The organism is Microcoleus sp. Z1_A1, from assembly GCF_036700305.1.
Classification (GTDB): Bacteria; Cyanobacteriota; Cyanobacteriia; order Cyanobacteriales; family Microcoleaceae; genus Microcoleus.
The window spans coordinates 14,016-28,557 of record NZ_JAUBOR010000020.1 but is presented as its reverse complement, the minus strand read 5'-3'; the positions used below and the strand labels follow the sequence as shown (position 1 = coordinate 28,557).

At 47.3% G+C, this 14,542-nt stretch carries 9 protein-coding genes and 1 CRISPR repeat array; of the genes, 3 read left to right on the top strand and 6 right to left on the bottom strand.

Annotated features, from left to right (window positions below; all coding sequences use genetic code 11):
* Positions 1–369 precede the first annotated feature (369 nt).
* Positions 370–1,470, top strand: a complete 1,101-nt coding sequence (locus QT973_RS15020) for a precorrin-8X methylmutase (RefSeq protein WP_333260731.1) — start codon at positions 370–372, stop codon at positions 1,468–1,470.
* Positions 1,471–1,521: 51 nt separating this feature from the next.
* A CRISPR array of direct repeats spans positions 1,522–5,889; the repeat unit is 37 nt; unit sequence GTTTCAATCCCTGATAGGGAGTTTGGTTAATTGCGGC.
* A gap of 278 nt (positions 5,890–6,167) precedes the next feature.
* Here QT973_RS15020 and QT973_RS15015 read toward each other — a convergent pair.
* From QT973_RS15015 to QT973_RS14990, 6 genes are all read right to left on the bottom strand, one after another.
* The gene (locus tag QT973_RS15015) at positions 6,168–8,285 is read right to left on the bottom strand and encodes a DNA-binding protein (RefSeq protein ID WP_333391618.1); all 2,118 of its coding nucleotides are present in this window, start codon (positions 8,283–8,285) and stop codon (positions 6,168–6,170) included.
* Between the two features lie 371 nt (positions 8,286–8,656).
* Positions 8,657–9,352, bottom strand: a complete 696-nt coding sequence (locus QT973_RS15010) for a Uma2 family endonuclease (RefSeq protein WP_333054285.1) — start codon at positions 9,350–9,352, stop codon at positions 8,657–8,659.
* A 33-nt stretch (positions 9,353–9,385) separates the two neighbouring features.
* Entirely contained in the window at positions 9,386–10,393 is a 1,008-nt protein-coding gene (locus tag QT973_RS15005; protein WP_333054286.1) for a ribonuclease III domain-containing protein, read from the bottom strand.
* 350 nt (positions 10,394–10,743) lie between these two features.
* The gene (locus QT973_RS15000) at positions 10,744–11,436 is read right to left on the bottom strand and encodes a hypothetical protein (RefSeq protein WP_333207914.1); all 693 of its coding nucleotides are present in this window, start codon (positions 11,434–11,436) and stop codon (positions 10,744–10,746) included.
* Between the two features lie 191 nt (positions 11,437–11,627).
* Entirely contained in the window at positions 11,628–12,413 is a 786-nt protein-coding gene (locus QT973_RS14995) for a PP2C family serine/threonine-protein phosphatase (RefSeq protein WP_333239540.1), read from the bottom strand.
* Positions 12,414–12,617: 204 nt separating this feature from the next.
* On the bottom strand, positions 12,618–13,280 hold the full coding sequence (locus QT973_RS14990; RefSeq protein ID WP_333054290.1) for a VWA domain-containing protein: 663 nt from the start codon (positions 13,278–13,280) through the stop codon (positions 12,618–12,620).
* A 247-nt stretch (positions 13,281–13,527) separates the two neighbouring features.
* On the opposite strand from QT973_RS14990, the gene QT973_RS14985 reads away from it, so the two are divergent.
* Both QT973_RS14985 and QT973_RS14980 read left to right on the top strand, forming a co-directional pair.
* Positions 13,528–14,130, top strand: a complete 603-nt coding sequence (locus QT973_RS14985) for a Uma2 family endonuclease (protein WP_333259489.1) — start codon at positions 13,528–13,530, stop codon at positions 14,128–14,130.
* 52 nt (positions 14,131–14,182) lie between these two features.
* On the top strand, positions 14,183–14,437 hold the full coding sequence (locus QT973_RS14980; protein ID WP_333054293.1) for a DUF6737 family protein: 255 nt from the start codon (positions 14,183–14,185) through the stop codon (positions 14,435–14,437).
* The last annotated feature ends 105 nt before the right edge of the window (positions 14,438–14,542 follow it).

Below are 14,542 nucleotides of genomic sequence, written 5' to 3'. Positions count from 1 at the left end.
ATTTAATGTTTTAGTCGGTTTTAACCGACTTCTGCTATGAGGCGGGGAATTCATTCCCCGGCGGACTCTGGGTGAATTCGAGAATCAAATATACAATCAAAATCCCAAAATCCCATGCAATAAGAATAGTTGAGTCCGACAGTCCGACAGGGAATGAATTCCCTGTCTCATAGCGCAAGTCCTCTGGAAGAGGACTGAAGATGGCTGAGAATTGAATTTAATGTTTTAGTCGGTTTTAACCGACTTCTGCTATGAGGCGGGGAATTCATTCCCCGGCGGACTCTGGGTGAATGCGTGGGAATTGATTCCCCAGCGGACTCTGGGTGAATTCGAGAATCAAATATACAATCCCAAAATTCCCAAAATCCCATGCAACAATACCTGACAATCAAACAACTTACAGAAGCGGTAAAAGGCACAATTACCCCTCGGATGGTGCGACACTATCACGCTTTGGGGCTGCTATCTCCGGCGGTACGATCGACTTCTAACTATAGATTGTATACCCGCAGCGATGTGCAAAGGCTGCAAAGAATAGTGGCACTCAAGCAGCAAGGCTTTCAACTGTCTCACATCCGCAAACTGTTAGAAACTGACGCGGATGCTTCGCCTGACGCGCTGATGGCGACTCTGCAACGGCAATATCTGTCGGTTATTCAGCAAATTGTTCGCCTCAGAGAAACGGCTTCGGCGCTGGAAGGATTGCTGGGACGGGATATTTCCTGTCAAGCGGTGCAAGCGGACGCATTGGCGCAATTAAGGCTGTTGCAGGCGGAAACTGAGGGGGGGTGGGATGAGTTGGAACAATTTTGGGAGGGTTGGGATGCGGGGGCGCACACTCACCCGGAGGATTTTGGGGAGTCGTTGCAGCTTTTGTTGCCGGATTTGGCCGATCGCTCGGAAATTGAGGTAGACTTGCTTTCTAAACTGGTGTTAGCTTGCGGAGATTGTTCGCTGCTGCCGTTTGTGAAGTTGAGCGAAACGGCGATTAAATCGGCGCGGGATGCTTTGAAAAATCAGTGTCAAATTGTGGCTGATGTGCCGCCTGTTTTTGCGGCTTTGGATGGGACAAGATTGGCGCATTTGGGAACAAGTATTGCAACTTTAATTGATGATCCGCACATCAATGCTGCGGCGGAAGCGGAACAGGAATTCTGGCAGCAGCGTGAGTGGTTTGATAAGTTGTTGAAACTGGAAAAAGGATGTATATTGGTGATAGGATATGCGCCGTCTGTGCTGATGGCGGTTTGCGAGGCGATCGAGTGTGGGCAATTGCAACCGGCTTTGGTAGTTGGAATGCCGATCGGTTTTAGTCATTCTCCGGTGGCGAAACGGCGGTTAGTGCGATCGGGCGTTGCTTATATTACGACTGTGGGAACTTTTGGCGGCGGCTTGTTGGCGGCGGTTGCTTTGAATGCTTTGGTTGAGTCTTTGATTGAAAAGCCGAATTGTCACTGTCATTTGAAGTAAAGATGGGATTTAGGTTGGTTGTGACTTAATTTGTATTTTGCTCTTTCAGAGGTTTCAATCCCTGATAGGGAGTTTGGTTAATTGCGGCGTAACAATGGGACAGTTACTAGATGAAATTATAAGTTTCAATCCCTGATAGGGAGTTTGGTTAATTGCGGCCGGAAAATGGCGACGTGCAGGTATGGTTGCCGGAAGTTTCAATCCCTGATAGGGAGTTTGGTTAATTGCGGCGGTAAAGGCTTCTTTATTTTCAACAAGGAAGATAAGTTTCAATCCCTGATAGGGAGTTTGGTTAATTGCGGCGAGGGTTCCGGCGGTTGGTGTGGAAGCTTCTCAGGTTTCAATCCCTGATAGGGAGTTTGGTTAATTGCGGCCGGAAAATGGCGACGTGCAGGTATGGTTGCCGGAAGTTTCAATCCCTGATAGGGAGTTTGGTTAATTGCGGCGGTAAAGGCTTCTTTATTTTCAACAAGGAAGATAAGTTTCAATCCCTGATAGGGAGTTTGGTTAATTGCGGCGAGGGTTCCGGCGGTTGGTGTGGAAGCTTCTCAGGTTTCAATCCCTGATAGGGAGTTTGGTTAATTGCGGCACGCGCTTATGGTGCATTGACCAAGATTGAAGAGGCTGTTTCAATCCCTGATAGGGAGTTTGGTTAATTGCGGCTGAATTGTTCCAATGATTTAAAGTTACGTGTTTTGTTTCAATCCCTGATAGGGAGTTTGGTTAATTGCGGCTGTTCGGAGAATTCTAAGTAAACTTAGCGGGAGCGTTTCAATCCCTGATAGGGAGTTTGGTTAATTGCGGCCATCTGCTGGAATATTTAGCGCTATTTCCTCCTTTGTTTCAATCCCTGATAGGGAGTTTGGTTAATTGCGGCTTGCAGAAGTTCCGCCAGAGGTGGCGGCAGTGGTGACTGTTTCAATCCCTGATAGGGAGTTTGGTTAATTGCGGCCCCAAAAACCAAATAGTGGGAATATTACCCCACTCGTTTCAATCCCTGATAGGGAGTTTGGTTAATTGCGGCGATTACTTCAGCTTTGCTCCGATTGTTTGCCACCTAGGTTTCAATCCCTGATAGGGAGTTTGGTTAATTGCGGCCCTCGCGAGCACCGATCAAGGTTGAGGTACGCAAGTTTCAATCCCTGATAGGGAGTTTGGTTAATTGCGGCTTGCTGTTGGCTCGTTCTTATTGCTAGATCAATTACGTTTCAATCCCTGATAGGGAGTTTGGTTAATTGCGGCGGGATTTTGGCTGGCTCTTGCCCGAAGGGTTTGTGGTTTCAATCCCTGATAGGGAGTTTGGTTAATTGCGGCAAAAGTGGCGATCGCAATTTCGGATGATTGCCGTAGTTTCAATCCCTGATAGGGAGTTTGGTTAATTGCGGCTCTTTTAGTCCGTCGGCTTCATCTTTTGTGAAGGGTTTCAATCCCTGATAGGGAGTTTGGTTAATTGCGGCGAGTTCCAGGATTTCAGATTCCTCCGCTAACTTGCGTTTCAATCCCTGATAGGGAGTTTGGTTAATTGCGGCCTCGTTTAGCTTGCCTTGCACCCTCTACCGTTTCCTGTGCTGTTTCAATCCCTGATAGGGAGTTTGGTTAATTGCGGCGCTTCATTGTTTCACCTCAATCTGGCTAGCAACGTTTCAATCCCTGATAGGGAGTTTGGTTAATTGCGGCAGGGGTACGGCTACGGATAGAAATATTTTTAAGTGTTTCAATCCCTGATAGGGAGTTTGGTTAATTGCGGCACTCAAAAATTATGCAAGCTTTAACGTTTAATTTCGTTTCAATCCCTGATAGGGAGTTTGGTTAATTGCGGCCCTACACCCAGAGTCAGCGACGGGGTGCGGGGCTACGTTTCAATCCCTGATAGGGAGTTTGGTTAATTGCGGCGCATCCTTGCCATGCTGACTTACCATAATCTGCTGTTTCAATCCCTGATAGGGAGTTTGGTTAATTGCGGCGGCAGTTGGCAGCGGACGGCGCGATCGACGGCTATCGTTTCAATCCCTGATAGGGAGTTTGGTTAATTGCGGCCCTCACTTGGTCTCGCTTGTAAATCCCTCCTCTATCGTTTCAATCCCTGATAGGGAGTTTGGTTAATTGCGGCTCGACGACTTTGATTTCGTCAAGAGTCAAGTCCGTGGTTTCAATCCCTGATAGGGAGTTTGGTTAATTGCGGCCTTCTGATAAATTCCTAGAAACCTTATGGGATATGGGTTTCAATCCCTGATAGGGAGTTTGGTTAATTGCGGCACTGTAGTCATGCGTGGGGCGGATTTCTAGCAGGTTTAAGTTTCAATCCCTGATAGGGAGTTTGGTTAATTGCGGCAGCAATCAGCTCACACTTCAATTTCTCCCAAGAGTTTCAATCCCTGATAGGGAGTTTGGTTAATTGCGGCGGATAACTTTTCCTTTCACAGGTTTACCGGGCGTGTTTCAATCCCTGATAGGGAGTTTGGTTAATTGCGGCTATCATTTCTAATACACAGACGGTCATTGCCATTTGTTTCAATCCCTGATAGGGAGTTTGGTTAATTGCGGCGCGAGTAATCCTCGGAACAACTTGTCTGTATGAATTTGGTTTCAATCCCTGATAGGGAGTTTGGTTAATTGCGGCTATCTCAAAGACCTGCTAGGGTGGCGTTTCTAAGTTTCAATCCCTGATAGGGAGTTTGGTTAATTGCGGCTTTGATTGCTAAATCGCCCAGCAATGTAAAGCCGCCGTTTCAATCCCTGATAGGGAGTTTGGTTAATTGCGGCAGATTCGATTTTGGTTTGTTTACGCCAAGTTCCGAAAAGTTTCAATCCCTGATAGGGAGTTTGGTTAATTGCGGCCCGACCTGCAAGAAGAGGGCGGTATGGTGGCGTTTCAATCCCTGATAGGGAGTTTGGTTAATTGCGGCTTGCCGACAGCATGGGTAATATGGCCCCAAGAATACGTTTCAATCCCTGATAGGGAGTTTGGTTAATTGCGGCCCTGGCACTACTAGCGATTGCGGATTTCAAATTCTGGTTTCAATCCCTGATAGGGAGTTTGGTTAATTGCGGCGAAAATCGCTCTGCCAGTAATTTCTTGCTCACGGGTGAGAGTTTCAATCCCTGATAGGGAGTTTGGTTAATTGCGGCTTATTATTAGCGTTCTGTTGATAGTTTTCTAGCAGTTTCAATCCCTGATAGGGAGTTTGGTTAATTGCGGCGTAATCGGGCTGACTGACACCGGGCTAACTGTAGTGTTTCAATCCCTGATAGGGAGTTTGGTTAATTGCGGCTGAGGCAAAGGCTAAAGATGCTGCGATCGAAGTTGTTTCAATCCCTGATAGGGAGTTTGGTTAATTGCGGCCGTCATCCAACACACTGCCAAATTCCCCTAAGTTTCAATCCCTGATAGGGAGTTTGGTTAATTGCGGCAGGGAAGAAGGCTTCCCACATTATTAATTAAGTTTCAATCCCTGATAGGGAGTTTGGTTAATTGCGGCCTACCAAAATCTCCATGTCGATATAGCCTTTGGCGTCTGTTTCAATCCCTGATAGGGAGTTTGGTTAATTGCGGCAGAAGCGATCGCCCGGCACATTTCAGCAACTCGCGTTTCAATCCCTGATAGGGAGTTTGGTTAATTGCGGCAAAAAAGCGTAGCAACCGTTTCTCTTCTCCAAAGGTTTCAATCCCTGATAGGGAGTTTGGTTAATTGCGGCCAGAGAAGCTTAAAAATTGTCTCAATATCTGGAATCGTGTTTCAATCCCTGATAGGGAGTTTGGTTAATTGCGGCATCAGTGATAGCAGAAGTGATTGCAAGTGATAAGGTTTCAATCCCTGATAGGGAGTTTGGTTAATTGCGGCAATCAGTGATAGCAGAAGTGATTGCAAGTGATAAGGTTTCAATCCCTGATAGGGAGTTTGGTTAATTGCGGCCTTCAATTAGCTTTAATATTTGTTCCACGCTATTAAGTTTCAATCCCTGATAGGGAGTTTGGTTAATTGCGGCGCAAATTTTGGCTGGAGTTCTCGGATAGCTCTGAGGTTTCAATCCCTGATAGGGAGTTTGGTTAATTGCGGCGCACTGTGAATAAAAAAATGAAAAACTTACTACTTCTTGTTTCAATCCCTGATAGGGAGTTTGGTTAATTGCGGCCGGAGCAAAACTTTTTCTCCATCGCGCCATTGCAGTTTCAATCCCTGATAGGGAGTTTGGTTAATTGCGGCCTTTTGATTCTGGTGAGGATGTTTTGCCTTCTGTAGTTTCAATCCCTGATAGGGAGTTTGGTTAATTGCGGCACAGTGCGGCGTATCAAATTTACTGGTCAAATGTTTCAATCCCTGATAGGGAGTTTGGTTAATTGCGGCTTAGAAGGCCGCCAGAGCCTTATGGGATTTCACGAAGTTTCAATCCCTGATAGGGAGTTTGGTTAATTGCGGCCGCCCGTTCCAGAGGCTTTGCTGTATTTGGTTTTCAAGGTTCATTTGCGTCTGCATAAAACAAAAGTACCATTTCAGCCTTCGACTTGTCAATACCCAACTTTTCAGACAGCCCTCAAACCCTTGTCCCGCATAGATTTCAGCGATTGCGTCTACCATTTTATTGCTTGAAGGGCCTCTAACCCTTACAGCATCTACATTATAGCCCCCCAATTTAACACCTCGATTTTTACACCTACTCATAGACGCATTTTCCACCCAAAAACAGACATCAACCGATCACCACTTACCCAAAGCCCCCCAAACAGTACCCGAAACCACCCCCCAAATCGCCCCCAAACCAGCCCCCACGATCGCCCCCGCCACAGGCCCCAACTCCACCGGCACCCCAGCGCTAACAGCCGGAAACATCGCAGACACCCCCGCACCCAACACAGCACCCGCAAAAGTCCCCAAAAAACTACCCCAAATCGCCCCCAAACTCCCACCACTTACACCCGAAGGCTGAAACGAAATCGGCAACTTCGGCGCAAACCCGCAAAAACCCAACAAACCGCCAGAAACCACACCTCCAACAGAACCGACACCAGCCGCCACGATCGCCACACCCAGCAGCAAACGCGCAAACTCATCCACCGGCCGCATCTGGACACCGTACTGCTGCCAAACCACCAGCCCAGCCCCCAAAAAAACACCAGCCAGAGTCCCCACAAACGAGCCCCAGACCGCCCCCAAATACCCTCCCCGCCGGCCCCACACCCTCCCCACCGGCAGCGCCAGAGGAGGCTGAAAACTCGCCCAAACACAGCCCCAGACAGCACCAACCCCCGCCCCAGCCAAAATCCTCTCCCCGATCCCCGGAGTGCTATTAATCGCCCCAAACACCGCACCGCCGATCGCCGCCAACAAAAAAGCCCCCCAAGCCGCCCCCACCAAAACTCCCCCCCACTTCCGCCAAATTTGATTCGGCGACAAAGTAAAAACCCCCCACATCACCCCAAAAAAACAGCCCCAAATCGAACCAACAAAAATCGCCCCCAAAATAGCACTGCCCCCCTCAGCGATTGCCGAATAAATCCCCCCGATCGCCGCCAAACACAAACTACCCCAAACACCTCCCCAAGCAGCATCCTGAATAATGCGCTCAAACTTGCCCAGGGGAACCCGAGGCGCAGGAGTCCGACTCCGAGAAGACATTGGCATCGGTAGCAACGGCACTGCGTACTGGCCCATGGGGCGCGACAGGCCCGTGGCGGGCTGTTGCCGACGCACTGCGGGCTTGGGCACGACAGGCGGTGGTTGGGGCTTTTTACGCTTGGTTTTCGCGGGCTGCAAGTGCAATCCGTTGCTGATTGCTTGCCGCGAAGGAAACGGATCGCGCCCTTTCAGGAGTTTTGCCCGATCGCACCAAGGGCACCGACTGAGATGATTTCCGTATTTATGCTGACTGTTTTTGCTGCAAGTAACTAAAGCATCTTCCGCTTCCCGAATCGCATTCACCCAAGTTTTCGCATCCGGGCGCGCCGCAGGATTGCCGTGCCCTTCCTCAAAACAGCGGATAAACAGTTGCCGCAGCCGGGGATGCAGCATCTCAAAAGGAGGCGCAGCGGGCATCGGGCGGTAGGGAATCCGCTTCGTACCTGTGGGGAAATGGCCCGATCGAATTCTCGCTTCCAAAGACGGCGGTTCATCGCTACCGAGATAAACTCCCGCAAACGGATGCGTACCTTCCATCAGCAATTGAAAAATTAATACCGCTAAACCGAACAAATCGTGCTCTGGAGATCGATCGATATCGCGGAAAGTCTGCCCCTGCAACTCCGGCGGCGTAAACTCCGGTTTCCCCACGGGACACCGATAAACGTAACCCGTATAAGGATCGCGGACTTGAAACGAATCCGTGTCCACCAGCGTTACCAGCGCCGTATCCGTCACGAGAATGTTCGACTCGTTTACATCGCCGATGACGTAACCCCTGACGTGGAGGGCATTTACAGCCGAGGCGAGGTTTCTGGCGGTACGGTGGAGGTAAAGATAGCTAAATAGCGGTTTTTGTTCGCGCCTGGTTTTGGGAGTGTAGAAAGTGTGTACCGGCATCACTTTGTTGACGCGTGGCATCACAAAACCGACGATTTTTTCGCGCCCGCCGACAGTATGCAGCAAATCGATCGGCCAAGCAATGGAAGCGTGCCCGGGTTCCGCGATCGGCGCATCCGGCGGCATACTGAACATGACTGTGAGTTTGTCGCCGTCTTCGTCTGTCGGTTTGTGGTAGATTTTTGCTACAAGGGACGAGTCTTGGGCGATCGGGTAGATGCGACCTTCACCCCCACTGGCGATCGCGTTTTTGGTGTCGATCGCAATCAGTTGTCCGCTAAATTGGCGCTGCAACTGCATAGAATTCGCTTAGGGTATGGGGGCATCAATCGATTTTAGATTTTAGATTTTGGATTTTAGATTAAAGAAAGCTACCCCACTGATAAATCCGTAATTCTATTTTATTGTGGGGAGTAGGGGTTGGGCAGGAGAGCCCGCCCTGGAAAATTCAGCAACAGGCTACGAGGGCCTGTTCCACGATAATTCTATTTTATTGTGGATTGGGCAGGAGAGCCCGCCCTGGAAAACTCAGCAACAGGCTAGGAGGGCCTGTTCCACAATAGTTCAATTTTATTGTGGGGAGTAGGAGTTGGGCAGGAGAGCCCGCCCTGGAAAATTCAGCAACAGGCTACGAGGGCCTGTTCCACAATAGTTCAATTTTGCAGTTGTGCTTACAATTGATTGGGATCGATGCCCATTTCTCGGAGTCTTGCTTCCAAAGCTTGCGATCGCGATCGTTCTTGTTCCAGCAGCATTTCTGCCTGTTCGGCCCGCGCCTCGGCTTGCTGGATCTGTCGATCGAGTTCCACAAAACTTCTAAACGGTTCTCCAGAGGGCCCGAACATTTCGAGTCCTGTTTCTGATAATTGAAACCGCACTCCCAGTCTCGGACTTACCCAACCATCAATTTGTTCGATCGGTTCTAATTTTCCCTCAGCCCGCAACCATCCTATCAGTTCCAATTTTTCGGGATCGTACAAATAGTATTCTTCCACACCATAGCGTTCGTAAAATTGAAATTTTTGCATCATCGGAGTCAGACGATTTCCCCGCGACCAAATTTCAAATGCGACTTGTGGCGCAATATCATTTTCATACCACTGTTGATAGGAACCTCGATATCCTTTGGGGATGCCAAAAACTGCCATTACATCTGGTGCTTGAGACAGTTTGTTATTGCCTTCCACCGGATACCAAAGCAAGTCACCTGCTACAAAAACATTTGGATCGTCGGCAAACAGCAATTCTAAGTTTTCTTTAATCCAAACAATTAATCGAAACTGATCCGTATTGTTTGACATCGGTTCGCCGTTATCGTCGGGGTAGATGATATTTGATTTTTCGGGAGATTGCAGTTGTGTAACCATTGCTGTTTCCCCAATTTTTTTGACAATTTGATTTTATTTCAGTCGATCGCCTGTTTCCTCTTCCAGTTCGTCAACTGCGGTTTGGATAAAGTTATCCACCAACCAGTCGCGGGTACGCGAGAAATTGCTTCTCAACTCCAGGTACTGACTGCCTAGTTTTGCCTTAAAGTCTTTGGGGAAAATCTCTTTGGCGACTAACATATTTTTCCAGCGAGTTAGCTGGCTGGCGTTGCGTTCGGGAAAGCGGTTGTACAAATAGTCGATCGCGATCGCATCTAGAATATCCGCCCCCAGGATTTCCCGGCGTTTCACCTCGTTTTCTGGCCCTGTTTGTCGCCGCTGAGTTATCTCCCCATGCTGGCAAACATTTGGTTCAATCAAGTGCTGAATCAGCCAGTTTTCTGCACGAAAAAAATCGCGATCGAATTCTAAGTAAATCGCGCCAAACAAAGCTTCACAAGTCTCCGAAAAAACTCTATTGCGATCGCTTTCTTCTGTTTCTCTCCCATTCCATACGCGCCAACTGAGTTCGTTGAATTTCAGATTTTGTGCAAAATCCGCAAGTTTTTTGGGTTCTGCTAAACGAGCTTTTAAGGTTGAGATAGCATCGGGATCTAGTTCGGGATATTCGCGGTAGAGGTAATCGGTAACAATAGCACCGAAAATCGCTCCCCCTAGGAGTGACAGGCGTTGGTACTTAACCTCTTGCCAAGCGGGAGACTCCTCCGGGCGATCGGAGTAATAGCTGGTAGAGGAACGGCAATTTAAGGCAATTTCCAGCAGTTTTGTCTGCTGAAAGCTGGAAAGGTCGATCGCTGCTTTGACTGCTTCAATATCTACCTTTTTATTTTTTATTAGCTCTAATTCTTCTTCACATTTTCCCCACTTTTCCAACCAATCACCGCCCGCGTCTTCCACATACAAATCCACAAAATCTACCCCGTAATTCATCCATTCATCCTGCATTTTTCTGGCTGCTTCCAGTTCTTCCCAGACTTTTTGCAAGTTATTTTCAACGGTATGTGTACCTTGTACTGTCATAGTATTTGATTTTGATGTAATTAGATTTTATTTCCAACAATTTCACCGCAATTAAATCAAATCTCAATTCAATTTAGGCAGACTTGCTAGTTATTTCACCCGATTGATTGCTGCGGTAAATGTTCCCATTGCTTAGCCTTCGTATCAAGCACCTCTTGCCTGTGTCTGGCAAACCCCTCCCGGAGACAGAAAAGGGGAGGAAAAATCTTGCTCTGTTTTCCCTTTTCCAGAATCTGTCTGGGGACTAGGCTGTTGCCCTTCTCGAAAATTGTGCAATATGTGAGTTAGTCAAATTTTTTTTCACAGAGTTTGGAGCAGTCGAACTATTCTCAGCAGCAGATATGCTTGATTTACGGGAACTTGAGGTAACGACCTGCGGGCAAATTATCACTATTATATAATGCTATATTAACTAACTGATTCAGGAAATTTGCATCGTTTTTATCATAACTTAAAAATAATCCTCTGTCAATCCCCCAATCTTGAAGAGTTTGTTGCCAATTATGATATTTTTGTTCAGAGAATTCATCCGAAAGAGTTGTGACTTGAATGCAGAGGGGCTGCTGTTGGCGGCTACTAACGATCGAATCGGTTGCCATAGAAAGATCTGCAACATATCGATACAAAACAGTGCCTTGGCGATCGACTATTCGGGCTGCGATCGCACGAATCACGATATCATCACCCGGATCGAATTGGCCGGCCTTGAGTTTTTGTTTCCAGATGTAAAATTTGCGATCGTTTTCGCTCAGCCATTTAGGAAATAGATAGCTGTACCAATACCTTTCTCCCGGCGTCATTAACTCAAACGCGGCTTGCTGTTCTCTTTCTGAAGGTAGAGATTGAACTGCCAGCCAAACCTGAGAATCTCGGATAAGCTGCAGCAAAAAAGCCATCACAAATTTTTTAGCAGTTAGCGAACCGGGTTTAACATCTTTCACCCAGCGATTGATTTCATCCAATCTTCTCGCCAAACTCGGATCTATTGGATCTGCTGCGCTAATTAGGGAGTTGAGCTTATCCTTAATCTCTTGTGCTTGCAAACGACGACCTACTGTACAGACTAAAGCAGAATTGTTGACACCTCGATTTTATTATAGAACCGCGCCAAATTTTCACCGCTGATGAGGTTGAACGCATTAGACTTGTTGCAAAATTCAGAATCGGAAATTTTTAACCGCAGATCGACGCCAATTCACCCAGATGGGTATTGGCTGTGGCAAAATGTTTATTTTTAATTGTCCTGTGCCTCCGAACTCGAAAAAGTTGCTAGCAATAATGTTAAGTCATCATCGGTGCGTTCGGAAACGCGGGGCGATCGCAAAAATGACTCTAACTGCTGTTTCGCATCTTCTTCTTCTTTCCACTCGCCCGAAAACCGAAACAAAGGCGCAAAAAACGGCTTGTGCGGCGTGCCTTCTGGGATTTTGAGGGCTAGCATTTGCAAGCCGTCGGAAAACACCGCCAAGTGCCGCAGTTTTTCCCGCAGTACCTGAAATTGCGCTGTTTCAATTGCATTCGGCGAAATCAAAAAGATAGTTTCGTTGATGTATTCGCCGCAGGGGGGTACAGTCAGGGCGATCGCATTTCCTGCACTATCACCTGCTACCGCCGCACCGTCGCCGATTTGAGCAACGGCGATTAATTCCGGCGTAGCAACAACAGCAATTAAAGTGCAGGCTAAATCTCTCGCAGCCACTTCCCGCACTGCCGCTTCTGCTTCCACCTGCGCCCGCGCAACTTGCAGTGATGCTGTCAAGAATACCTGCCATTCATCGTCATTTTCAGGCAGCCTTTCCTGTTGCTGGCAAATCGTTTCGACAACCGCTTCCACAGCAATTTTTGCCCCAACTTCTGCGAGTGCTGCCGAGCCCGCACCATCGGCAACCGCTGCCGCTAAAACACCGTTTGGCAAGAGACGCCAGCAGTGGGCATCTTGACAAGGCTGCGATCGTTTTTCGTGGCTCGTACCTATCACCGATGCCGCTACAACTTGCCAATTAAAGGATGAATTCTGCATTAATAACTCTTTAACTCAAAACTTCGTAAATTCACAACTATGCAAAGTCTGGACGGGTTTATTTATCCCTAATTAGGTAGGGCGATGCACACCACACTTTACTAATTTGGTAGGGCGATGTACACCACACATTACCGCTTGTCACATACTAATGACCAATGACCAATGACCAATGACCAATGACCAATGACTAATGACTAATAACTAAACAGTTCCCCATCCGGGTGGGGGCAGTGCTACTTGTTCATCAATTTTTGAGTGAGAAACTCTCTGCATACTAGCCGACAGCCAGATGAACATCTCTCTAAAGTCTAATCCTCTCAATTTTACAGGCGTGCGCTCGACAATTTGCGCGAGACGAGGAATATTAGCACCTTCCACTCCGACTGCAAAAAATGCCACGCGCTTGTTAATTTCTTCCTCTTTAATCCGCTGTGCTGCTATTTCCACAACATCGTCGGATTCACCTTGAGGTTCGCCGTCAGTAATCATAAATACCCACGGGCGGTAGTAGGTAATGCCGTTGTTGCGGTATTCCGATTTGCGGGCCGCAATGGTATCTAATGCTAGCTGAATGCCGGCGCCCATGTGGGTTTGTCCTTGAGCTGTCAGCAGTGGCGTCTCGAACTGGTCGGCGGTAACGAAGTCTTGCACGATTTTGATTTGATTGTCAAATGAAATAATCGCGACTTCGACTCGCTTTTTAGCTAGTTCGTCTTTAATTAGGTCATTCCTAAAAATTTCCAGCCCCTCATTCAAGGCATCTATGGGTGCGCCTTGCATGGAGCCGGAGGTGTCCAGCAGGAGGACGCAGGGACAGCGCGGCTCTGGGTTTTCGGCAAATTCTACGGCTTCGTCTAGTCTCATGGTTCGGGGTTGACCTGGGAGTGGCTCGATTTCTAGGTTTGTTACTTTCTACCCTAGCAAGTAGGTGACATATTTAACTCAATCTGCCCGCTGGCGATCGCATTTTACCATTTACGTGAATCGATTTTTGATTTTTGATTGTATATTTTAGATTTTAGAATTGGATGTCTGCCGTCAAAAAAACAAAATTCTTCCTGCCTGTGGTAATATAGGCTAATAGTATTACTGCAAAATAAGGATAAATCTTATGATTGCAACAGTCACACAGCAATTAACCTTTGACCAATTCCTTGTAGAATGTCCAGAAGATGGACGTTATGAACTGGTAAATGGAGAAATAGTAGAGATGAATTCCACAAGAAATCATGATGATGTTGCTAATTTCCTGTTATTTGGCTTCAACGATGAAATCCGGCGACTAAATTTGAATTATGTAGTCAACACTACAGCCGTTATCAGAACTGTAAGTAAAGCCGGCATCGAACAAGGGCGGAGACCGGATGTCAGCGTCATCGATCGCGATTTGTGGCGATCGAACCGTTCTGCTTATGCTGCAATGCGGGAACCAATTCAACTGGCAGTGGAAGTAACATCAACAAATTGGGAGGACGATTATATAGACAAATTGGACGAATATCGGCGCCTCGGAATTCCTGAGTATTGGATTGTCGATTATTTAGCAATTGGCAGCAGGGAATTTCTGGGAAATCCCAAAATTCCAACTGTATTGGTTCACCTTTTGGATGCAGATGGCAATTATCAAAGAAGCGCGTTTAAAGGCAGCGAACGAATTGTGTCGCGGACTTTTCCAGAATTAACGCTGACAGCAGAAGATGTGATGAATGTTTAACTTCGGTTAATCCAGCTACCCAGACTATTATCCCTAAAAAATTACTAAAAATATGAAATCTATTTCTGATAATAAACTTTCTAATCAAAAAGCTATTAGTCCTTGGAGTTACAAACCTTGGTGGTGTCAGCCTTGGTCGATTCTTTTAACTGGTACTAGCCTGATTAGCGGTAGTTGGTTTTTATTAAAAACTGTTTGGATAACGGTTTTAGTCGCGATTCCTTTATTAGCTTGGATGGGCTTTTTCTTGTTAGTTTGGCCGAGGTTGATGCTGTCTAGCGGAGTTTTGGATTCCGATGCAGATTAGGTTTTGGTGACGCGCACCTTATGTTTAGGGTAAGGTGCGCGGTCATTGGTGTGAACTTAACGTTAAACCCTCAGTCCGGCAGGGTTTGAAACAACAGCCTCAAAG

Bases quoted from the DNA above. Each gene is read 5' to 3' on its own strand.
- QT973_RS15020 (WP_333260731.1), top strand. From the start codon at position 370: ATGCAACAATACCTGACAATCAAACAACTTACAGAAGCGGTAAAAGGC.
- QT973_RS15015 (WP_333391618.1), bottom strand. From the start codon at position 8,285: ATGCAGTTGCAGCGCCAATTTAGCGGACAACTGATTGCGATCGACACC.
- QT973_RS15010 (WP_333054285.1), bottom strand. From the start codon at position 9,352: ATGGTTACACAACTGCAATCTCCCGAAAAATCAAATATCATCTACCCC.
- QT973_RS15005 (WP_333054286.1), bottom strand. From the start codon at position 10,393: ATGACAGTACAAGGTACACATACCGTTGAAAATAACTTGCAAAAAGTC.
- QT973_RS14995 (WP_333239540.1), bottom strand. From the start codon at position 12,413: ATGCAGAATTCATCCTTTAATTGGCAAGTTGTAGCGGCATCGGTGATA.
- QT973_RS14990 (WP_333054290.1), bottom strand. From the start codon at position 13,280: ATGAGACTAGACGAAGCCGTAGAATTTGCCGAAAACCCAGAGCCGCGC.
- QT973_RS14985 (WP_333259489.1), top strand. From the start codon at position 13,528: ATGATTGCAACAGTCACACAGCAATTAACCTTTGACCAATTCCTTGTA.
- QT973_RS14980 (WP_333054293.1), top strand. From the start codon at position 14,183: ATGAAATCTATTTCTGATAATAAACTTTCTAATCAAAAAGCTATTAGT.